Origin of the sequence: Verrucomicrobium sp. BvORR034 (assembly GCF_000739635.1) — a bacterium.
Taxonomy (GTDB): Bacteria; Verrucomicrobiota; Verrucomicrobiia; order Verrucomicrobiales; family Verrucomicrobiaceae; genus Verrucomicrobium.
The window spans coordinates 57,131-78,895 of the sequence record NZ_BATQ01000113.1; the positions used below are offsets into that span (position 1 = coordinate 57,131).

18 protein-coding genes and 1 pseudogene are annotated in these 21,765 nt (G+C 59.7%); 8 read left to right on the top strand and 11 right to left on the bottom strand.

Annotated elements, in window-relative coordinates:
• Position 1: 1 nt before the first annotated feature.
• Genes BV034_RS18835 through BV034_RS18865 form a run of 7 tightly spaced genes read right to left on the bottom strand, consistent with a single transcriptional unit; the run spans position 2 to position 8,818 of the window.
• Positions 2-2,140, bottom strand: coding sequence for a response regulator (locus BV034_RS18835; RefSeq protein WP_081887926.1), 2,139 nt, complete (start codon positions 2,138-2,140; stop codon positions 2-4).
• Positions 2,141-2,188: 48 nt separating this feature from the next.
• Complete coding sequence (locus BV034_RS18840; RefSeq protein WP_050028541.1) at positions 2,189-3,811, bottom strand: methyl-accepting chemotaxis protein; 1,623 nt, start codon at positions 3,809-3,811, stop codon at positions 2,189-2,191.
• A gap of 33 nt (positions 3,812-3,844) precedes the next feature.
• Positions 3,845-4,420 carry a chemotaxis protein CheW gene (locus BV034_RS18845; protein WP_050028542.1) on the bottom strand — a complete coding sequence of 192 codons (576 nt, stop codon included), beginning with the start codon at positions 4,418-4,420 and terminating at the stop codon, positions 3,845-3,847.
• Entirely contained in the window at positions 4,410-5,864 is a 1,455-nt protein-coding gene (locus BV034_RS18850) for a CheR family methyltransferase (RefSeq protein WP_050028543.1), read from the bottom strand. Before BV034_RS18850 ends, BV034_RS18845 begins: the two co-directional genes overlap by 11 nt.
• Positions 5,861-6,376 (bottom strand): chemotaxis protein CheW, encoded by a 516-nt coding sequence (locus BV034_RS18855; protein ID WP_050028544.1) that lies wholly within the window; start codon positions 6,374-6,376, stop codon positions 5,861-5,863. Before BV034_RS18855 ends, BV034_RS18850 begins: the two co-directional genes overlap by 4 nt.
• A gap of 46 nt (positions 6,377-6,422) precedes the next feature.
• Positions 6,423-8,051, bottom strand: a complete 1,629-nt coding sequence (locus tag BV034_RS18860; protein ID WP_050028545.1) for a hypothetical protein — start codon at positions 8,049-8,051, stop codon at positions 6,423-6,425.
• Positions 8,048-8,818 (bottom strand): ABC transporter ATP-binding protein, encoded by a 771-nt coding sequence (locus tag BV034_RS18865; protein ID WP_050028546.1) that lies wholly within the window; start codon positions 8,816-8,818, stop codon positions 8,048-8,050. Before BV034_RS18865 ends, BV034_RS18860 begins: the two co-directional genes overlap by 4 nt.
• A 160-nt stretch (positions 8,819-8,978) precedes the next feature.
• Here BV034_RS18865 and BV034_RS18870 point away from each other — a divergent pair, with 160 nt between their 5' ends.
• From BV034_RS18870 to BV034_RS18890, 5 genes and pseudogenes are all read left to right on the top strand, one after another.
• The gene (locus tag BV034_RS18870; protein WP_050028547.1) at positions 8,979-10,136 is read left to right on the top strand and encodes a Gfo/Idh/MocA family oxidoreductase; all 1,158 of its coding nucleotides are present in this window, start codon (positions 8,979-8,981) and stop codon (positions 10,134-10,136) included.
• A 225-nt stretch (positions 10,137-10,361) separates the two neighbouring features.
• Positions 10,362-12,116, top strand: a pseudogene (locus tag BV034_RS18875) (DUF1549 domain-containing protein); the annotation flags it as partial.
• A 523-nt stretch (positions 12,117-12,639) separates the two neighbouring features.
• Positions 12,640-13,677: a DUF1553 domain-containing protein gene (locus BV034_RS18880; protein WP_265593175.1), complete on the top strand. Its 1,038-nt coding sequence runs from the start codon at positions 12,640-12,642 to the stop codon at positions 13,675-13,677.
• Positions 13,678-13,709: 32 nt separating this feature from the next.
• On the top strand, positions 13,710-15,161 hold the full coding sequence (locus BV034_RS18885) for a DUF1501 domain-containing protein (RefSeq protein ID WP_081887931.1): 1,452 nt from the start codon (positions 13,710-13,712) through the stop codon (positions 15,159-15,161).
• Positions 15,162-15,340: 179 nt separating this feature from the next.
• The gene (locus tag BV034_RS18890; RefSeq protein WP_050028551.1) at positions 15,341-16,333 is read left to right on the top strand and encodes a sugar phosphate isomerase/epimerase; all 993 of its coding nucleotides are present in this window, start codon (positions 15,341-15,343) and stop codon (positions 16,331-16,333) included.
• Positions 16,334-16,480: 147 nt separating this feature from the next.
• On the opposite strand, the gene BV034_RS18895 is transcribed toward BV034_RS18890, so the two are convergent.
• Positions 16,481-16,921 carry a hypothetical protein gene (locus BV034_RS18895; RefSeq protein WP_265593176.1) on the bottom strand — a complete coding sequence of 147 codons (441 nt, stop codon included), beginning with the start codon at positions 16,919-16,921 and terminating at the stop codon, positions 16,481-16,483.
• Between the two features lie 28 nt (positions 16,922-16,949).
• Positions 16,950-17,510, bottom strand: coding sequence for a hypothetical protein (locus tag BV034_RS18900; RefSeq protein WP_050028553.1), 561 nt, complete (start codon positions 17,508-17,510; stop codon positions 16,950-16,952).
• Positions 17,511-17,962: 452 nt separating this feature from the next.
• Between BV034_RS18900 and BV034_RS18905 the strand changes: the two genes are divergently transcribed.
• The 3 genes from BV034_RS18905 (at position 17,963) to BV034_RS18915 (ending at position 20,631) form a co-directional block, all read left to right on the top strand.
• Positions 17,963-18,829 (top strand): hypothetical protein, encoded by an 867-nt coding sequence (locus BV034_RS18905; RefSeq protein ID WP_050028554.1) that lies wholly within the window; start codon positions 17,963-17,965, stop codon positions 18,827-18,829.
• Positions 18,830-19,220: 391 nt separating this feature from the next.
• Complete coding sequence (locus BV034_RS18910; RefSeq protein WP_050028555.1) at positions 19,221-19,736, top strand: hypothetical protein; 516 nt, start codon at positions 19,221-19,223, stop codon at positions 19,734-19,736.
• 73 nt (positions 19,737-19,809) lie between these two features.
• Positions 19,810-20,631 (top strand): DUF1444 family protein, encoded by an 822-nt coding sequence (locus BV034_RS18915; RefSeq protein WP_265593177.1) that lies wholly within the window; start codon positions 19,810-19,812, stop codon positions 20,629-20,631.
• 57 nt (positions 20,632-20,688) lie between these two features.
• On the opposite strand, the gene BV034_RS18920 is transcribed toward BV034_RS18915, so the two are convergent.
• Both BV034_RS18920 and BV034_RS36175 read right to left on the bottom strand, forming a co-directional pair.
• On the bottom strand, positions 20,689-21,513 hold the full coding sequence (locus BV034_RS18920) for a redoxin domain-containing protein (RefSeq protein ID WP_050028557.1): 825 nt from the start codon (positions 21,511-21,513) through the stop codon (positions 20,689-20,691).
• Between the two features lie 99 nt (positions 21,514-21,612).
• A complete protein-coding gene (locus BV034_RS36175) occupies positions 21,613-21,750 on the bottom strand; it encodes a hypothetical protein (protein ID WP_265593178.1) in 138 nt (45 codons plus the stop codon).
• Positions 21,751-21,765 lie beyond the last annotated feature (15 nt).

A 21,765-nucleotide genomic window follows, 5' to 3' on the forward strand; every position in this document is an offset into this window, starting at 1 on the left:
GTCAGACCAGCTGGCGTACGGTATCGAGCAGCTCGCGGTGGTCGAAGCGCTCCTTCACGATGTAAGCATCGGCACCCAGGGCCAGACCGCGCTCCTGATCTTCACGGCTGCTCAGGGAGGTCACCAGCACCACGGGCAATTCGGCAAGGCGGGCGTGATTCTTCATCGCAGACAGGAGCTGGAAGCCATCCATCTCCGGCATCTGAACATCGGACACCACTGCATCCACCGGCTCCGTTCTCAGCAGATCATAGGCAGCTTTTCCATTCACAGCCACCCGCACCGCATAGCCTGCGGCCTCCAGGATGGATTTCTGGAGGGTACGGGCGGTGAAGGAGTCATCCACCACCAGGACCACCGGCTTTTTCTTCACGGTCACGACGGGCTTCTCTTCACGCAAAGTGGCCCCGAGGAAGCGCTGCATCAGCCCGGGAAGATTGATGACCAGAGCCACCTCCCCCCCTTCGAGAAGGATGGCGCCTGAAAAGTGCGGTGACAACGAAGCGGGATGTGGCAGCGCCTTGATGAGGGCGCTTGTCTCACCCACGAACTCCTCGACATTGAGCGCCAGGGGGCGGTCCCCTTTCAGCACCGCGACGAGCAGATGGCCGTCCTCATGGCGCACCAGACTGGGCGGCAGCCCACAAGCCGGGCCGAGCGTCACAAGCGGGACCGGACGACCTCCGTGCATAATCACGGAGCGACCTTCCACGGTGTGGACCTTCGTCACCCGGTGCAGGGAATCGAGCCCACGCATGCCCAACGCGAAAGTGCGTCCGGCCGTTCGCACTAGAAGGAGGCGATGGGTGGAGACGCTCACCGGCACTTCCACGATCAACTGACAGCCCCCTCCCGGACTTTGCAGCATGCGGGCAGTCCCCTGCAACTGGGTGGCGCGGTCTTTCACCACCGACAAACCCACCCCGCGTCCCGAGACGCGAGTCACCTCTGCGGTGGTGGAGAAACGTGGCTCAAACAGAAAATCCAGCCACTGGGAGTCGTCCAAGTTTTCAGCCACCTCTGGAGTCACCAGGCGATTGCGCAGAGCTTGGGCACGCACCGAAGAAAGATCCACCCCTTGCCCATCATCCAAGACGGACAGCCGAAGCACCTGTCCGATCACTTCAATCTCCAACCTGACCCTCCCTGTCTCGTCTTTGCCCGCCGCGCGACGCCGTGAGGGTGACTCGATCCCATGAGCCATGGCATTCCGCAAAGCATGCATCACAGGATCCTTCAGGGATTGAAGCACGGCACGGTCGGCCTGCAGTTCACCACCGTTGATCGTGAATTCCACCTTCTTCCCGGTCTCAGCAGCCAGGTCGCGCATCATCTTGGGAAATCCCTCAAACACGGTGTTGATGGGCACCATCCCAATATGACGCACTTCTTCCAGCTGACGTTCGCCCAGCATACGCAGAGACCATCCCGCCTGCTGCTGCTGCAAGCGCACACGCTGGAGTTGTTTGCTCAGCGCCACCAGGCCTGCATGCAGTTCACCAGGGCCCGCCGTATTGCGGTCACTGGACTGCCTCAGCGTCTCGGTTTGCTCAAACAACTCCTCGAGTTCGCGTCCAAGCGCTTCCTGCCTGGAGGCTTCTGCCACCAGCTGTCCGCTGGATTGCAGCAACCTGTCCAGATGACCTGCATGGATCCGCAAGCTGTCGTGCCCGCCCCCACCAGTCGGCAGCGTCTTTTTGGCAACAGGCAGCCGGTCTCCGGACTCAGGCTCGGAATGGAATGCCAGTTCATGCTCCTGGTTCACCATCAACTCTGCCGGTGTCATGATCGCATCGGTGCCGGAGCCTGTTGCCCCGCTCCGTTCAGCAATCATGAGGTCATCGACTTCGTCAATGATCCGGCCCATCCGCTCTTTTGCGGCGGCATCCGCCGGCACGTGCCCTTTAGCCACTTCGGAAAGCAGGCTTTCCAGATCATGTGCCAGATGCTCCACGTCCAGCAGATCACAGACCCGGGCCCCACCCTTCATGCTATGGGCCATGCGAAACGCCTCGTCGAACAAGGGCCCCTCCGCCAGGGGCCAAGCCTCCATCAGCATGCGAATCGCCGTAATCTGCTCACGATATTCCAAACGGAACGCCGCGAGCACACGCTGGTGGATGTCAGAAGAGGACGACACGAAGGGGTTTCAGATTTCGGAACTGGATGAGGTCGACGGCGGAAACATCTACAGCTGGTACTTGCCGACAGCCATGCGGAGCTGGATGCTGAGTTCGTTGAGATTACCCAGCGCCTTCTCCAGCTGGGCGGTCCCTATTGCAGTCTGCTCCGCCGCTTGGCGGATGTCGCGCATCCCCTGGGTCACCTGATCAAAGCCAATCTGCTGCTGACTGGTGGCACCGATGATCTGCTGGAAGGCGTGCACACTTTCCACCGTCGTCTCCGTCATCTGGTGAATGGTCTGCTCCGTCACCTGGGCCTGCTGCCTTCCGGAATCAGAGCGCTTCACCGCTTCCTCCGTGAGCATCACCGTGCTGTTGATACCCCGCTGGATCTCTCCCAGGATGCCCCCCACCTGCACCGTGCTCTCCTTGGCCCGCTGGGCGAGATTGCGCATCTCGCCTGCCACCACGGCAAATCGTGTGCCGTGCTCACCCGCGCTGGCCGCCTCAATGCTGGCGTTGAGAGCCAGGAGGTTGGACTGATCCGAGATTTCATTCACGGTGCTGATGATGTCGCCAATGGCCTGCATCCGCTCACTCAGCCCCACAATCTTCACCGCCACATCCTCCACCTGCTGACGGATGCCCTCCATGAGCCTGGTGGTTGCCTGCACGGCCCCTACGCCAGACTGGCTGGCAGCGGACGTGGCTTCTGCACTGGCGGCCACCTGCCTGGCCTTGTCAGCGATCTCGGCGCCGGACTGCGTGATTTCCTGCATCGTGGCTGAGACCTCCTGCACCGTCGCCGCCTGCTCCTTGGTGCTGGAGGCCTGCTGCTGGGTGGAGGCAAGGATCTCCGCGGCAGCGGAGTTGATATTTCCCGTAACCCCAAGAATCTGGCCGCTCAAATCTTTGAGATTGTCCACCATGTTGTCAAAGGCGTCCCCCAGCTGCCCCAGCTCATTGCGACTCGCAATCGCCGCTTTCTCCGTGCGCAGATTGCCACGGGAGACATTGTCCGCCAAGATGACCAGACGCTGAAGCGGACCTGTGATGCTCGTGGCCACCAGCCAGCTTATCAGGAAGCCCAGAGTGCCCACAAACACCGTGATGAGCACTTCCTTCGTCACCAGCTCCTGTGACTGCTCCTGCAGCAGTTGCGTGTATCCCTTGTTGATGACGATGCCGAGATCCTGAATCTCCGTCTCCCGCTGCAACAGACTTGTCAGGAGCGGCGCGAAGTCGGGAGACGTTTTTTCCATGGCGACCAGCCGGTCCGTGTCATCGATAGATACTGTAATGAGCTGGGCCTGCTTCAGCATGTTGTCGCGCACAGTGCCTTCAGGCGCAGCCGGCACCCTCACCGTCTCTGGTCGATTGAGGCGCTCAATCACCTCTCCACCATTGAGCAGCCCTTCCTGGGTACCCACCCAGACCTTCCGCACATAGTCCAGTTTTTCCCGGGTAGCGCGCTTCTCCATGAGAAGCAAGGCCGTGGAGAAATGCTGCTGCTGCAAAGTCCGCTGACGCCCTACCAGCTCAAGGACGAGAAATTTGTCCCGCTGGCTGTCCAGCGTACTGACCGTGAAGTAGAGGATCGTGGCCAGGGCCCCGAGGAAAAATAGCGGGATGAGAGTGAGTTTGGTGCCGACCTTGAGATCACGCCAGACGTTGGGAGAGGAATTCATGAACAATGGGATGGATGGGAAACTGGAGACGTTCTAGGCGGGAACAAGACTGTAAAAGGGTTCAAGAATAACATTCGCGTCCAGGAGGACCCCCAGCCTTCCGGCCGCCTCAAATACGTTGTTTTCTTTGATTTCTTCAGGTGCCAGACGGACAAACCCCAGCACCTCGTGACAGCCCAGTGCCAGACGAAGTGAGGGATGGCGGAGCACCGCTCCACGCACAAATTCGGAGACATCACCCCCAGTCGTCTTGAGATACGGATAAGGGCTGCAGAGACTAACCAGTTCACTCCGCACATTCACAACGCCCAGGAGGGCGTCATGAGCGTCCGGCACGGCAGCCCAATGCTGGAAGCTGATGATCTGGGAGACCTGGGACGCGTCCAGGCCAATCACCGATTCCCCCACGCGCAAGAGGAGCACTTGCTGGGTGTGCTCATGGTTTGGCCGCCCTGCTTCCTTTTTTTCCGCCAAAGCGGCAGCTCGGCGCAGCAATACGGCTTCCCGCTCCTCCGTCCCTGGCTCAAAAGCCCGTTGCAGGGTAGCCTCCGCATCTTTCATGCGTAGCCTTACCAGCTCCCAATCGATTCGTTCTGTCTCAGGCTTCATGTGTCAAGGTGCCTCCATGGTAAGGTTGCAAGAGGGCGCGCAATTCAGCGGCGGTCAATCCATCTCCCCAAGGGAGCACCGTCATGCCATCCTGGCGGGAGATCAACCGGCGTGCATTCTGGAAACTCCGGCCTGCGGGCTCCCCCAAACTGAGCTGCACCAGCCCCAGATAGTAGTGCGCGACAGCCAAATCCCGGCGCAGGTAGAGGCTACGCTTCAATGCATGGCGGGCCTTCACCCATTCTCCCTGCTGAAACAATACCAGCCCTAGTTGGAAGTGCGCCCCTTCATGAAGGGGTTGTGCGGCAACAAGGCCCTCCGCCATCTTCCGGGCAGAAAGCAGGTCACCACTGTCTGCGAGCTTGGATATTTCCTCAATCTCCGGCACCCCTGCTGCCACAGCCTTTGACAAAAGGGCCGGCTCCGGAGTGGCCCTCCTGGTCTCAACCCACTTCGCAGCCTCGGCTTTCTTCGGAGGCAATTGCATCTGCGCATTTGCTGGAAGAGCAGGTTTTGCCGGAGTGTGGCACACGGCAGCTGATGCAGCGGTGGAAGAAACCTTGCGCCCGTCCCCATCGGCGGCCCTCTGATACAGCACCGCCCCTGGCGCATTGACGGTCTGGAAGGCGCGGAAGATCTCCGTATGAGGCTCTGCATGCCCGACAGCCAGCCATCCGCCCGGCACGAGACTGCGGTAGAACTGATCCGCAAGCCGCCGATTGGTCGCGGTGTCAAAGTAGATAATGACGTTGCGGCAGATGACGAGGTCAAGGCCGCTCAGCTCGTGTTCGATCGACGGAAACTTGTCTTGGACCAGGTTGTGATGACGAAAGGTCACCGCCTCCCGATAAAGGTCGTTGATGCGCCAGCGGGCTCCAATCCGGTGGAAGGTGCGCTGGAGCAAGGCCGGCTCCATCCCTCTGAGCGCCCAGTTGTCATAGACACCTGTACGGGCGAGCGCGAGGAATCGACGATTGATGTCCGTCGCCACGATCTTGAATGACCAGTCCTGTGCCGCATCCCCCAGCAAATCATGCAGCAGGATCGCCAGCGAGTAGGGCTCCGCTCCAACGGAACAGCCCGCACTCCAGATGCGAATGGACCTGAGGGCAGAACGCCTCTGGATGAGATCCGGCAGCACGTGATCTCGCAAGGCATGGAACATCTCCAGATGTCGGAAGAAGAATGTTTCCCCAATGGTCAGCTCTTCCACCAACCGGTCCAGAGCTGGGTCTGGCCTGCTAGTCAAGACATCGAGAACCTCCCGTGCTGGCAGGCCTTCCAGCTGCTGGCAACGTCCTACGGCCGTGGCGAGGTCGCGATCCTTGTCGTCATAGTAGGACAGGCCGGTAGTGGCGATGATCCACTCCTTCAGTTTTTGAAACTCCGGATCGCTGAGCAGGCTGGGCACCCCGGAATCCGCCATGGGTTCCACTGTGCTCATGCCTCCTGTTCCGCCAATTCAAAAGCCTCCTGACGAAGCTTCTCACGAGTCGTCAACTGCCGCAGCCGGAGATTTTCACCTTCCAGCAGCACCTTGGAGGGGCTGAGCAGCACGATCGACATCTCGGGAGCCGGACGGGCAACGACCCGGTCTGCGCAGTTGTTGAGCACATGATCCGCCGGAAGCCGCACGGTCTGAGCGGCCTCGTAGCGCAAGAGCTCCACGCCCTCGTCTGCCAGCCAGGCCACGTGCAGATCTCCCAACCGGGCCACGACGATGCGTGACTGAAGCTGTTCCTCTGGATCCCACCCCGCGTTCTGCAAGGCCAGTTGCAGCACACTTTCCAGCCGAAGGACGGGCACCATCTCACCACGCAAGTTGAGGAACCCACGCAGCACATGCGGGGTCTCCGGAGGATGCACAAGGCGCACGCAGGGCAGCACCTCCCGCACATGATGAACATCGATCCCCAGCCGGACGCCACAGAGGGAAAATGTCAAAGCGGAAGGCATGTGCGCAAATCGGAAAGAGAGGGGGTAGGGCCAGTCAACACGTCTTTCAACGGATGTCAGGCTCCGGTTGGCTGTCCCTTTGTTTGCTCAAGCCATCAATTCTCCGAACGAGGACCAGATAGATCAGCCCAACGACCACCACCTGGCCCCCCAGTGCCAAGGGAAACATCCCCATCTTCATCGCGCCCCACCCGGCCATGGCTACGGCAGAGGAAACGCCCATCACCACCATCATCGTGAGGCACCCCCACCGGGCTTGATCCTTGGCATCATACGGGGTGGCAAACGGACGCCATTCGTTCAGCAAGCCCGGAACAAGGGACCACACGGGCAGCATCACCACGTTGGGCAACAGAAGCAGCAACCACTTGCTGATACCATGGGTGGCGAGCACGACCGTCAAGAGCAGGGCAATCAACGGCATGGCCAGCAGGACCAGGACCGCTTTCCTCGCCCCATGAAACAAGGGTTGCCAGCGTCCTTCCGGTGAAGACTGAAACAGCTCCGCCGCCCGCCAGTTTTCGCTGTACGCCAGCATCTGCATGGCCATCAGCGGCAGCCAGCCCATGTAAATTCCCGCCAGAGCCACGTCCACCCCGCCCCCGCGACCTGCCCGCCCCGCCAGGAGAAACACCAGGGACAATGCCAAAACCTGGGCGATGCCAGGGTATAAACGCAGCTTTGTCTCCCGATCCCGGAACATGTAGGCCGCCGTGAGAATGAAGCTGCTGCGTTCCACCGGGTGGGCCAGCCATTGCCGGAGTGGAAGAGTGCCGACCATGCGACGGATCCACCACGCCTTGCCTGTTGACTTCACTTCGGGCGACGCTTGTTCATTGAGCATCGCGAGCCCCTCCCCATAGCTGGCAGCAAGCCGATGCATGCCGAGCCACCCCACCAGCAGGGTTGCAAGCACACCCACTCCGGCTGCGACCATCATCCACATCTCGGATTGATGCGCAGCGAGAACGGCATCCAGCGCCCCAAACCAGGTGGGCGGCAGGAACAGCAACCACCACGCGTGACGCAGTTCCTCCAGATTCACCTCCCCCAGCAGGCGGAACGACTGGCTCCCCATCACCAACACCACCGTGAGGAGCGTCTGAAACGTGGTCATGATGTTGTCCAGCCGATCCCGGCCGAACCATCGCAAACATACCTGATACACCACCACCAGAGCTCCAGCGCAAAAGCCAATCATGCCGCCCAACGAGACCAGATGGGCTAGAGGAAACCACCAATGGGCATCCCTCAACCATAGCCCGGCCACCATGCCGGGAAGATTCAGGGCCAGGGCCATGATCGCCGTCACCCCACACAGCACACTGGTTTTGGCATGGAGCAGTTCCTTGGCCGTCACGGGGCGGTGCAGGAGTATCTCAGACTCCTCCCGGTTGAACAACACGCTGCCCGCCGTCGCCACCAGGTGCATCACCACGAGGAAAAGGGTGGCTCCATGCAGCATCACGGAAAACGTGAGGGTATCGACCCGGTTGATGGCCAGGCAGGGTGCGAATCCCACCAGCAGATAGAACCCCAGCGTTCCCAGCATGCTGTGCCGGTTCACGGTGCCTTCCTCGCCTCGCTTTCGGGAGGTGGCACGTCCTCGAAAGAACAGGGTCCAAAAGAGGCGCCGCAAGACCTTTCCGTTGCTCTGGCTTGCAGATGTCTTCATGAACGCAGGGACCGGGCAAACGATTCAGCCCGCTGTTCGTGATCGTACGCGCCCGTCAGACGAGTGAAGAGCTGCTCCAAACTGGCCGCTGCATGCTCCCGGATCAGGTTCTCCGGTGCGCCATCCACCAAGAGCCGCCCCTGGTGAATGATGGCCACCCGGTGGCACACCCGCTCCACCACATCCAGGATGTGCGAGCTGTACACAATCGTTTTGCCCTCGCGGGCCAGGGTCTCCAGCAGCGCCTTGAATCCCACTGCAGCATTGGCATCCAGTCCGTCGAGCGGCTCATCCAGGAACACCACCTTGGGTTGATGCAACAGAGCGGCGGTGATCACCACCTTCCTCCGCATGCCTTTGGAGTAGGCTCCCAGCAATTTTCTCTCCAGCGTATCCATGCCCAGCTCAAAGAACTCGATAAATCGTGCCACCCGCTCCACTGCGGCGCTTTCCTCGATCCCATACAGGGAAGCCACCATCAGGAGGTACTCCATGCCGGTGAGAGACTCGTACACCGCTCCCGAATCAGGCACGAACCCCAGCGCCCGCTTCGCCTCCACGGGCTCCAGCGTGATGTCACGCCCTGCGATGAGCGCCGTGCCTTCATCCGGCTTGAGCAATCCTGTCACCATCCGCAGCGTCGTGGTCTTCCCCGCCCCGTTTGGCCCCAGCAGACCGACGATCTGACCCGCCGGAACTTCGAGCGACAGATGATCCACTGCTGTTTGAACGCCGTAGCGCTTGGTCAGGCCTCGGAGGGAGAGCATGGCTCCAAATACAGGGATAAGGGTTAAGGGAAAAGGCAAAAGTAGATCCCCCCTCGCGGAAGTCGCTCAATCCCCGCGAGATCGCGCCTTTTCGCTTGACCCCTATCCCTTGCCCCTCTTCCCTATTCCCTCTCTCACCTCACACACTATTTACCCACCCATGAGCAGAAAAATTCGTTACGGCATGGTCGGTGGCGGTCGCGGCGCCTTCATCGGCGGCGTCCACCGCATCGCAGCCAACATTGACGGCCAGATTGAGCTGGTCTGCGGTGCCTTCTCTTCCGACCCCCAGAAGTCCAAAGATTCGGGCAGTGATTTCTTCCTCCCTGCAGATCGTTGCTACGGCAGCTTCGAGGAGATGATCCAGAAGGAGGCCGCCCTTCCGGAAGGCGAGCGCATGGACTTTGTCTCCATCGTGACGCCAAACCACATGCACTTCCCCCCGGCGAAGGCCGCCCTGGAAGCTGGCTTCCACGTGCTTTCGGACAAGCCCGCCACCCTCACCCTGGAAGAGGCCAAGGCTCTGGCAGAGATCGTCAAAAAGTCCGGCCGCCTCTACGGTCTGACCCACAACTACACGGGCTACCCCATGGTGAAGCAGGCCCGCGAGATGGTCCACGACGGGAAGCTGGGCAAGATTCGCAAGGTGGTGGTCGAGTACCCGCAGGGGTGGCTGGCCACCCGCATTGAGGCCTCCGGCCAAAAGCAAGCCGAGTGGCGCACCGATCCCAAGCGCTCCGGCGCGGCGGGCTGCATCGGCGACATTGGCACCCATGCCGAGAACCTGGCCGAGTACATCACCGGACTGCAGATCAAGGAACTCGCCGCAGACATCACCAGCTTCGTAGAAGGCCGCGCCCTCGATGACGATGGCAACGTGCTGCTCCGCTTCGACAATGGGGCCAAGGGCGTGCTGCACGCCTCCCAGATCAGCGTGGGTGAGGAGAACAACCTCAACATCCGCGTGTATGGTGAAAAAGGCGGCCTGGAATGGCATCAAAGGGAGCCGAACACGCTCCTGTTGAAGTGGATCGACCAGCCGATGCAGGTCTATCGCACCGCCAACGGTTACCTCGGCAAAGCCGCTCTGGCCGCTGGCCGCACGCCGCCTGCCCACCCAGAAGGCTACCTTGAGGCCTTCGCCAACATTTACCGCAACTTCGCCGCCCACATCCGCGCGGAGCTGGAAGGCACCACACCAGATCCCCTGGTGCTCGACTACCCAAAAATCGAAGACGGCGTGCGTGGCATGGCGTTCATCGAGGCGGTGGTCGGTTCTTCCCAGAACAACGCAGCCTGGACCTCGATTAACGCCTAGTTCAGGCGGCGAGCTGCCACGGCATCTGCCTCTCCTTGAAGGCACCGTCTCTCCAGACGGTGCCTTTACTGTTTTCCGGATCAGGCGCCAGAGGTTGCGAAAGCCCCCATTTGCCCTATCCTTGCTCCGAATGGCTGGCGAAATCCAGGGGTCCATGAGCACCCCTTCATTTGCCTCCCCTCGCTCCTCAAACGAAAATGGCGGGTGCGCCGCCGGACCTTTGTCATGCCCAAACGATTGCCTCCACCCACTCACGCCCTGGCGAGGTGGTTCGCGCTCGCCGCGACCTTGGTAGGGGGCTCCGTTCAAGGCGCAAGCGGCAGTCCCGTCAGCTTCAATTTTCAGGTGCAGCCTATCTTGGCGGGCAGTTGCTACCAGTGCCACGGGCCGGATGAAAAGCAGCGCAAGGGGGACCTTCGTCTCGATGTGCGTGAAGACGCTCTCAAAGACGGAGCGATTGTCCCCGGCAAACCGGAGGCGAGCTCTCTGATTGAGCGGCTCTTTACCAGCGATGGGGATGAGGTGATGCCGCCGCCAGACTCCCACAAGACCATTGACGGCCCTCAGCGTGAAGTGCTGAAGCAATGGATCGCGGAAGGGGCCCCCTACGAGCGACACTGGTCCTTTACCCCACCGAAATCTCCCGCCGTCCCCCAGCCGAAGGCTGCAGATGCGAAGATTATAGAGACCTTTCCAGTTACCGGTCCGGTGGATGCCTTTGTCCTGGATCACCTGCGTGTCAAAGGACACCAGCCCGCTCTGCCCGCCTCGCGGGAGCGCTGGCTGCGGAGGGTCACTTTCGACCTCACCGGCCTGCCACCCACCCTGCCAGAAATGGATGCCTTCCTGGCCGACACCTCCCCTCAGGCTTATGAGGCAGTGGTGGACCGCCTCCTCGCCAGCCAGCGCTATGGGGAGAGGATGGCTTCCGACTGGCTGGATGCCGCCCGCTACGCTGACTCGTACGGGCGCCACGAGGATGCCGAAAGCATCGTCTGGCCGTACCGGGACTGGGTCATCCAGGCCTTCAACGACAACCTGCCGTATGACCAGTTTATCGTCCAGCAGACGGCAGGCGATCAGCTATCCGCCCGCCCGAAAACTGCTGAGGTGCTGGCCACCACCTTCAACCGTCTCGTGCCGCAGTCGAACGAGGCGGGCAGCAACGAGGATGAGTTTCGCCAGGAACATGTGGCGGACCGGATCAAGACCAACTCGACCGCCATCCTGGGGCTGACCCTGGAGTGCGCCCGCTGTCACGACCACAAGTACGATCCCCTCACCCAACGGGAGTACTACCAGATGGCGGCGTTCTTCAACAACATCTCTGAGTTGGGGCTTTTCCCCCGCCAGACAGCCGGCATCCCCGCTCCGGGCCTGCTGCTCATGAGTCCGGCGGACGAGGAGCGCAATCTGCAGATGCTGCAGGAGATCAAGCAGGCGGAAGCTGCATGGGACGCCCTTCAAAGCAGCAGCCGTGGACGCTACCACGCCTGGGTGGAAGATCATGGAAACCCACCTCCGGCAGCCCCGGTGGCACACTACGAGTTCGAAAGCGTGGGCGAGAAGAAACGCGGCCAGCGCAAGATCTTCTCCGACACCCTGCACCCGGACAAGAACACCGGCGTGGCGCGTCAATCCATCGAACCCAGCGAAGGAGTCCGCGGACTCGGCTTGAGGTTCGAGGATGACAATGGAGCCAGGTTTCCCCATGTCGGCGTGTTCCGCCGCTCGGATCCGTTTTCGATCGCCCTCTGGATCCGTCCGGAGGAATCGCAAAGTCGTGCCGTGGTCATCCATCGCACCCGCAGTGGTCTGGACGCCGCGAGCCGCGGCTACGAACTGCTCCTCAATGAACTCCATCCCGAGTTTTCACTAAGTCACTACGCGCCCGGTAACTCCATCCGGATTCGTTCCAAGGCGGCCATCCCGCTGAAGGCTTGGACGCATGTCATTGCCAGCTATGACGGCTCCAGCCGCTCAACAGGGCTGCGCCTCTTCATCAATGGCCAAGCAGTCGAGGCGGAGGTCATGTCAGATCACCTGTACCGTGACATCGTGTACCGGCCCGAATGGGGCGACTACGATGCCGTCCGGCTCCAGGACAACATCGATGAAGAAGATGTCGCCCTCTCGATTGGCTATCGCCCCAACGACAAGATCATCAAGAACGCCACGTTCGACGATTTCAAGATCTTCGACAAGACGCTCTCTCCCAATGAAGCCGCCCTGTTGGCCCTACCTCCCCAGCCACCCAAGAAACAGGAGGAACGCGGTTTCCTGGCCGGCATCTGGTATGGTCTGACGCATCCGTTTGTGGGCCGGGCCCCAGATGCCACTCCCGCACCTGATGCCGGGTATGAAGCCTGGCTGAGGGACCAGGATCCGCAGGGCCAGGCGGCGCTGAAGAAGCTGCACGATCTGCGCACCGCCCAGGACAATCTGGTGAATCAGGCCAGGGAGATCATGGTCATGCGTGAGATGGAGCCACGCCGCCCCACCTATGTGCTGGCGCGAGGACAGTTCGACCAGCCCGGGGACCAGGTGTTTCCTGAAACCCCCGCCAGTATTCTGCGTTGCCCGCAGAGTTTCCCGCAACCGTCTGGGCCTCGCCCGCTGGTATGTGGACAGACGGAACCCGCTCACCGCCCGCGTGGCGGTCAACCGCATCTGGCAGGTGTTCTTCGGGCGCGGCATTGTCGGCACCACGGAGGATTTTGGCATCCAGGGCGAACTGCCCACCCACCCGGAGCTTCTGGACTGGCTGGCAACGGATTTCATGGACCAGGGTTGGGATGTGAAGCGACTGTGCCGCATGCTCGTGCTCTCCTCCGCCTACCGGCAGTCTTCCACGCCGCTAGATCCCCAGGTGCTGAAAGATGACCCTGACAATCGTCTCCTGGCCCGCGGCCCGCGCCACCGGCTCGCCGCGGAGATGATCCGGGACAATGCGCTCGCCATCAGCGGTCTGCTCGCACCGACCATGGGAGGCCCTCCCGTACGCCCCTATTTGCCCGACAATCTGTACGAAGACTCCGGGGTCCAGATGACTTATAAGCAGAGTCACGGAGAGGCTCTCTGGCGACGCAGCCTGTACACCTTCTGGAAGCGCACTCTGCCGCCGCCCACCATGACGATCTTTGACGCGCCCAGCCGTGAGTTCTGCCTCACACGGCGGGAGACGACCAGCACCCCCATGCAGTCCCTGGCCATGATGAATGCCCCGGAGTTCGTCGAGGCTGCCCGCGCCCTGGCGGAACGCCTCATCAAAGCCCATCCGCAGGATCGAACCGCCCAGGTCACTGAGGCCTTCCGGCTCGTCACCAGTCGCAATCCCCGCCCCGGTGAGACCGCTGTGCTTCTCAAACTGCTGGAGGAGGAACAGCTCCACTACAGTCAGGCTCCGCAGGACGCGGAAGCTCTGCGCCAGAAGAATGGTGAGCATCCGGCGAATCTCGATCTGCCCGGTGCGGAAGTCGCCGCCACGACCATGGTGATCCGCGTGTTGCTTGGCAGCGAGGAGGCTTTGTTAAAGGAATGAACCATCCTCCCGCCAACCCTCTTTCCCCGAACATGACCTCAGCATCCCGTCCTCTCAACCGCCGTCAGATGCTGGCGCGCACGGCCTTGGGCATGGGCGGAATGGCTTTTGCAGATCTGCTGGCAGAGGAAACAGGTTCAGCACGCCCCCTTGGCACAGTCCGCCCCGGCATCTCCGGCCTTCCGCATTTTGCCCCTCGGGCAAAGCGGGTGATTTGTCTCTTCATGAGCGGGGGCATGACGCATCTGGAGACTTTTGACCACAAGCCGCTCCTGAATGAGCGCGTCGGTCAGGAACTGCCGGACTCCTTTAAGAAAGGCCGCTCCGTCCTGCTGGGCATGTCGGGCAATCAGGCCAAGTTTCCTTTGGTTGGCTCCTGGATCCCCTTCCAGCAGCACGGCAAATCCGGAGCCTGGCTCAGTGACGCCTTTCCTCATCTGGCCACGATGGCGGACGACATGTGCTTCATCAAGTCCATGCACTCAGACGCCGTCAATCATGATCCGGCGATGACCTTTATGAGCACGGGAGCCCAACTCCCGGGACGTCCCAGCATGGGCGCATGGCTCAGCTATGGCCTGGGCAGTCTGAACGACAACCTGCCTTCCTTCGTCGTGCTCATCACCAAGGGAGCCGTGGATCAGCCGCTCTCCACCCGGCTCTGGGACAGCGGATTCCTGCCCACTCAGAACCAGGGGGTGCAACTCCGGGCCGCCAAGGATCCCGTGCTCTTCCTGAGCAATCCTGCCGGTGTCAGTGAGGCCAACAACCGCCGCGCCATCCGTGCCCTGCAGGAACTTCAGGCGCAGAGCGATGCTCCCGAGGCCGCTCTCCAGGCGCGCTTGGAGCAGTATGAAATGGCCTTCCGCATGCAGACCTCTGTGCCAGAGGTCACCGATCTGACCCAGGAGCCGGAAACCGTGAAGGCCCTGTACGGACCGGAAGTCTCCACCCCCGGCACCTTCGCGGCCAACTGCCTCCTCGCCCGTCGTCTGGCCCAGCGTGGCGTGCGATACATCCAGCTCTACCAACCCGGCTGGGACATGCATGGCAATATTCTGCGGGACTTCAAAGGGCTGTCGAGCCGGGTGGACCAGCCAGCCGCAGGCCTCCTCCAGGACTTGAAGAACCAAGGGATGCTGGAGGACACACTCGTGGTCTTCACCTCGGAGTTCGGTCGCACCTGCTACTCCCAGGGTCGGCTTCGTGGCACCGGGTCGCAGATGGAGTACGGACGCGAGCATCACCGGGATTGCTTCAGTTCCTGGCTGGCGGGCGGTGGCGTGAAGCCCGGCGTGAGCTACGGTGAAACGGATGAACTGGGCTTTGGTGTGGCCAAGGATCCAGTCCACGTCCACGATCTGCATGCCACCATGCTGCACCTGCTGGGCATTGATCACGAGCGCTTCACCTTCCGCTTCCAGGGACGCGACTTCCGGCTGACCGATGTCGCAGGCAAGGTGGTCACGCCCGTCCTGGCGTAGCCGTTTTGGCGAGTGTGGAGTTTTATCGTCCGACTGCCAGCTTTTGGCATTCGTCCGCCGTTTCCGGGTTGATTTCCCGCATCTCCCAGCCCCTTTTCCTTTGCCAACCCGGCAGCCCCATGACAGCATCGCTGGCTCGAAAGTACCAAATCTGAACGCTTCTTTACAAGACACTGATTATGGCCAGACCCGTCACTCTCTTCACCGGCCAGTGGGCCGACATCCCTCTGGAAACTCTGCTCGGCAAGGTCAAGACCTTTGGCTACGATGGCGTGGAACTTGGTTGCTGGGGTGACCACTTCGAAGTCGCCAAGGCTGACCAGGCTTACTGCGATGCCAAACGCGCGCTCATTGAGAAGGCTGGCCTCAAGTGCTTTGCCATCTCCGCCCACCTCGTGGGTCAGGCTGTCTGCGACAACATCGACGAACGTCACAAGCAGATCCTCCCCGACTACATTTATGGTGACGGCGATCCTGAAGGCGTGCGTCAGCGTGCCGCAGAGGAGTTGATCAAGACTGCACACGCTGCCAAGCGCTTCGGCGTCAGCGTGGTCAACGGTTTCACCGGCAGCAGCATCTGGCACCTCGTGTACAGCTTCCCCCCGAACCTGCCGAGCCAGATCGAAAACGGCTACAAGGATTTCGCCAAGCGCTTCACTCCCATTCTTGATGAGTTCCAGAAGCTGGGCATCAAATTCGCTCTTGAAGTGCACCCAACCGAAATCGCCTTCGACATCGCAAGCGCAGAGCGTGCCCTTCAGGCGGTGAACTACCACCCAGCTTTCGGCTTCAACTACGACCCCTCCCACTTCGGCTACCAAGGGGTGGATTATGTGAAGTTCCTCTACAAGTTCAGCGACCGCATCTTCCACGCTCACATGAAGGACGTGGCCTGGGATCTGAGCAACGACACCGGCGTCTTCGGCGGTCACGTGGACTTCCACCGCCCCAACCGCTACTGGGACTTCAAGTCTGTGGGTCGTGGCGACATCAACTTCGAGAAGATCATCCGCGCCCTCAACGACATCCAGTACGCTGGCCCTCTCAGCATCGAGTGGGAAGACGGCGGCATGGATCGCGAGTTCGGCGCCACCGAGTCCGCCGCCTTCGTCAAGGCCCTGGACTTCCCCACCTCGAAGATCATCTTCGACGCCCAGTTTGCTGAGAAGTAAGGCTCTTCTTCAACATCTCAATTCTGTGAAGGCGCGCCCCACAAGGGCGCGCCTTTTTCTGTTGTGCTCTCGCGGCTGTCAAAGGGCGCCGGAAGAAGACCGGGAGGAAGATAGGACTCGGTCGGGCGAACCGTCCGCTCTCAACACTCACTTCCCTATTCGGAGTGAGGAGCCAATCAGCTTGAACAAAGGTTCGACCTCCTTGATGCGGTCTTCCGCTGTGGACTTACCATCAGGATCCAAGGTATTAATCTGAAAATTGATTTTGTAGCTACCTGAGAAGACCCGGAGAGCTTGGGCGGCGCGGATCGATTTGATGCCGGCTTGCTCGTAAGGCTGGCGGCGCGTAAAAATCGCAACCGGCATTCCATTCAGTTTTGTCTTGGTGAATGAAGTCAGCTCGATGCCAATGCCAAACTTCTTATAGTCCGCGCGAAGGAACTCTTCGGTGAAGAGCAGATACGCCTCGTCCTGATCCATGGGTATGGGGTCAACAACGGTTTTTATTGAAAGGAGAACGCTGACCGTCATCCAAAGGTCCCCATAACCGTAGTTGCTACGAAACACCATCATTTGCGGGTCGGGCATCTGACCCTGTTTCCAGCTTATGGGGATGTTAAACTTCACACGCGGCCCGATTTTTTTCTGTGTGAAGGACCTGTTTCACGTAGCCCTGCGACATCTCCTTTTCTGGATTTTCCAGGAACGGCTTGTAGTGCGAAAGCAATTGACCGCGCACCATGTCGCCCTCGATGTCGCCCTTGGCCTGCTCAGCCAGCCGGCCTAGGAACTTTCTAGCGTCAACGATGGTCGTGCCTTGATGGGCATTCTCGGACTCGTTCTCTATCAACTTATCCATCTCCTGCATTGACTGTCGCCCCCTGTCCCCTTGCACGTCAATGATGACCTTTTCGACGGATCGTGTAGCCGCATAGAACGGAGATGCATTCCATGCTGTGTTCGCCAACTCCACCTCTTTGGCCAAGGCGGGGTATCGGTCGCTCACGTAGGCCAGCTCCCGCTCAAGCCGCACAACGAATGCCCGACTTTCCGCTAATTCCGGCGGCAGGTTTTCCTTTGGCAAGGCGGGCATCGGGAGATCACCTTGAACAAACACTTGTGAGAACAAGGGAAGTTGAACAATGCCGGCGCAGAGCAGAATAGAAATGAACTTCATGATTTGAGTATGGGGTCGAGGCGCGCAGTTCCTAATCCCGCGTCGCGTGATTTGCAAACACATGGCGCAAACGTTGGAAAGTAAACAATACCGATGAAACTCAGATTCCTCCCATTGACCGCCAACACAGGCCTTCGCCCCCGTTCGAAAGGATGGAGTCCTTCCTGTAAAACCGGTTGGGCACCCCTATGCCGACAATCGATACTACTACGTGCAAGACGCCTTCACCGGAGCGGCATACGCCGCGCCTACATCCAGGGACGTCAGTGTGGACGGGCATACGGGCAGGCTCGCTCCCACGAAAAGATAATCGATGAAAACACCCGGCAAGGCATCCAGCCTCAGGGTTGCACTCGAATTTTGCTTGGCAAGGCGCTCTGTTTTTGCGAGTCTTTGCAAGCATCCATCCTGTGCCACACACTATCAGGCAGTAGAACCTCCCCTTTCATTTTATGGGACACTCTATTTTCGGGATCATCGGACCGTCCGGGCTCGTCGCTGAATACGCCGCTGCGCACGAATTGCACCGGCCCACGCCTCTTCAGAAGAATGACCTGGTCTTTCTCCCTCTGAGTGACGAGCATCTGGATGACCTCTTCCCCGATCCCTGCGTCCACGATGACGAAATGATCTACCTGTGCTCTGGAATCAAGGATACGCTCAGCGAGCTCTCGCAAAAGGGAACCGTCGCGTGGATCGAGACGACTTATGTGGGTGGCTTCGGCGAGCAGAGCGCCACGGTGTATCAGAATGGCTACTGCATCATGAAACCCACCGTCGCGTTCCGCGGCCCCATTTCCAGCGCCCTACAGCTGATGGGTGTTACAAAAGCTGCTGAAGACATTGACGAGTTCGCCGCCGTCGGACTCTGCGAACACCGTGAGAACGATGACTGGATTGCCGCCGCGAACGGGGCAGATTTTTGGAACGCCCTTCTTCCTACTTCCCTGTCGGGTCACCCCTTGATCGACACTTCAGATGAGCTGCAGGAGGAGCAGGAACTGCAGCGGGCCAATCCGGGCTCTTTCTCATTCGGGGCATGCCTGATTGGATCTGCGCTCAACCTTCTGGGTTGTTTGTTCATGGCAGGAGTGCACATCGTGGACGGGATGATCACCTTCGCCGAGACCGGCGGCACAACGGTTCCCGCAGGCAGCCTGCTGACCTGGCTCTGGTCTCCAGTCGCAATGGCCGCTTTCACTTTCTTCGACACCCCACCGAACCCTGCCTCCCCAGAGTTTGCCCTCGTCTCTGCGATCAGCTTCGGAGTCTTCGTAGGATTTTTCGTCGCCAGGATCAAGCGACCCAATTTTGCCTGACATTGCTTGGCCATCAGCCTAGTTCCAGAAGACGCCCAAAGCCTGACGACGCAGTCGCTGTGCGTGCGTGAAGCGTCGCTTTCGCCTGTTTGTGGAGTACGTGTGCCAGAGAAAGTGTCCCTCCACAGCAAGGACCATGCTCCCCGCCACCACCCCACTCATCTCAACAGGTTCGAGGAGTAAGTGCAGAGGTGCCGCAACCAAGCAGACCGCCTCAACTCCTTTGGAGTAGAACTGCCCTTCTCTCTCCCAACGCAGAAAGGATTTTCAACGCCGAAAGCGTCGTGTAGTTGCTTCGTCTTACAAACTTCTTACTCGGCACTACGACAGCCTCTGTGGTAAAAGGCATCATCGGCATTTGCTGCCGCCCCACCCCAAAAAAACCTCCCCCATGAAGCTCGCCTTACCACTGATCGTCTTTGCTCTTCTTCTTCACCAAGCGCCGGTCATCAGAGCGGCCGACCCCGCCCTTACCACAGTTTCTGAAGAAGAATCCCGAGACGTAAAGGCTCTGCTCGACCAACTGCCGCCCTCCCAGGCCACGGTATGGCGTTACATCGCGCTGACCAAAGGTAAGGGGAACAACGTCAGTCCAGAGGAGCTCAGGGCTGCCGACGAGAGTTTGGCCAAGGTCCGTGAGGTCATCCCCAAGTTGCGCAAACTCCTCAGGGTGGGCACCTCCGTTTTCAACTACCCAAGCCTGCTCGCCCACGGGGACATCACCTACCAGATCATCAAGGCAAGCGGTGCAGATTCTTTCGCAGAGCCGGCAGCTCCCGTCGAATACGGCTACCGCCTCTACATGGGAATACCGAAGTCGGAATTCACCCACATCTATGACTTCGAACTGCTCTTTGATTCGCAGGGAGTCATCCGCGCGATCAACAGTGTGGACTGGAAAAAGTAGTACCAGCACCCGCCCCCCAATGTTTAAGCGTCTGTTCGCCAAACTCTTCTCCTCGCCTTCAAAGTCAACCCTCTTGACTCCAGCGGAATTCACCCAGGAGTTCGTCAAGACACTGCAGGAAACTCGTGCCGAACTGATGGTGGAAGTGGTACAGGACCTGGAACTCAGAGTTTCCCGGGAGGGAAAATCTGCGGTGAGCAGCTTTCTGTACAATGCCTACGACGTGTACAAACAAGACCCGTCAGACAAAGCCACCGTTTTCGAAAGGTTCATCCTCTGCAGCCTGGATTCACTCGATCTCCAGGACAAAAAGCTGGACCCCACCCGCATCATCCCCATCGTCAAAGACCGTGCCTGGATCGAGGAAACCCGTCAGGCCCTCGCCTCCTATGGGAACGGCGAGGCTCCAGAGCACATCATTGAAGGACTCAACGACGAGCTGGTCATCCTCTACGCTGAGGACACGGAAAACAACATTCGCTACCTTTCCCTCAGCGACCTTGCAGAGGCTGGCATGGAAACGTGGAATCTCCGCGAACTCGCCTGTGAAAACCTTGAGCGCCTGATTCCCGAGATCAAACGCCACGGCGAAAACGGCGTGTACATGCTCACTGCCGGCGGCACTTTTGAAGCCAGTCTCCTCCTGTTGGACTTTGTCTGGAAAGACCCCGGCCTGAAAGTGAACGGCGAACTCGTCTTCGCCATTCCAGCCCGCGACGTGCTCATGATCACTGGCAGAGAGGACCCGGAAGGCATCGCCAGACTGCGAAAAGTCGTTGCTGATATCTTCTCGAAAAATGGATCCTATCGCCTGACTCAGAAACTCTTCCTGTACCACGACGGGAAGTTCGAAGTCTTTGAGGACAGATCGAATCAAACTCCCGGAGCACAATAAAAAGCTGAGACCGGGCCCCCGATCTCAGCTCAAATTCACCTGCTCTGCGACCCAGCTCTACTTCTTGCCGATCTCCTTTTCGATCGCTGCCGCGAGCTCTTCGCCGCGGAGGTCTTTGCCCGCGATCTTCCCTTCACGATCCAGCAAGAAGGTGGCCGGAATGCCCTGAATGCCGTACTTGCCAGAGACCTCGTTTCCCCAGCCCTTGCCATCGAAGTATTGGGGCCATGTCATCTTGTGTTCCTTCAAGAAAGCATCAAGCGCTGCGCGGTCTTGATCAAGACTCACGCCAATGATCTCCAGGCCCTGGTCGTGGAACTTTTCATAGGCCTTGATCACGTTGGGCATCTCATGAACACACGGCCCACACCAGGTGGCCCAGAAATCGATCAAGACGACTTTGCCCTTCAGCCCGGCCACGGACAAGGGTTTGCCTTCCAGGTCTTTCACTTCAAAGTTCGGGAATTCCGCGCCTTCCACGAGCTTCTTGCTGATCTCCTTCGCGGCCTTGCCCCGCTCAATTGCCGCCAGCACCTTGTCCACTTGCTGGCCCGGCTTGGTTTCCGGGTAGTCGGCCTTTACCTGCCCCAGCAACTTGATCGCAGTGGCCTCGTCTTCGATGATCTGAGCGTAAAGCATCGCCTTCATCATGGCCACATTGGCCACCTCGTCCGTCTTTTCGTCCTTGTGCTGCGCCAGCAGAGCGTCAAAGGCTTCGATCTCCGCCTTGAGATCCTCAGCAGAGGACTTGCCGGCTGCGGCCTTCTGCTGCACTTGACCGACGATCTTGACCATTTCCTCTTTGATGGTCGCTCCCATCATGCAAGGAGCCAAAGTGAGTCCGGCCAAGGCCGCAAGCACGAGTGCAAATTTCGATTTCATAGGGTAGATGATAATGGTCAGGGCGGCCTGCCAATATGGGTTCTAATCAGGCTGTCGTGATCTGGGAGATCAGTAGTATACCGGGCCTGACCACAGAGCTCACGCCTTTTCCAGCAGCAAACCGAGATTCAGTTGGAAGCTGTCCGCCATGCGCCTGATGAAATACGCCTCGCCAGCAACTGCGGATTGACGCTTTTCTTGTTTCACAGGGAGCAAGCGGCTGCCGGATGCCGCCATAGGGTGCTTTCGGCA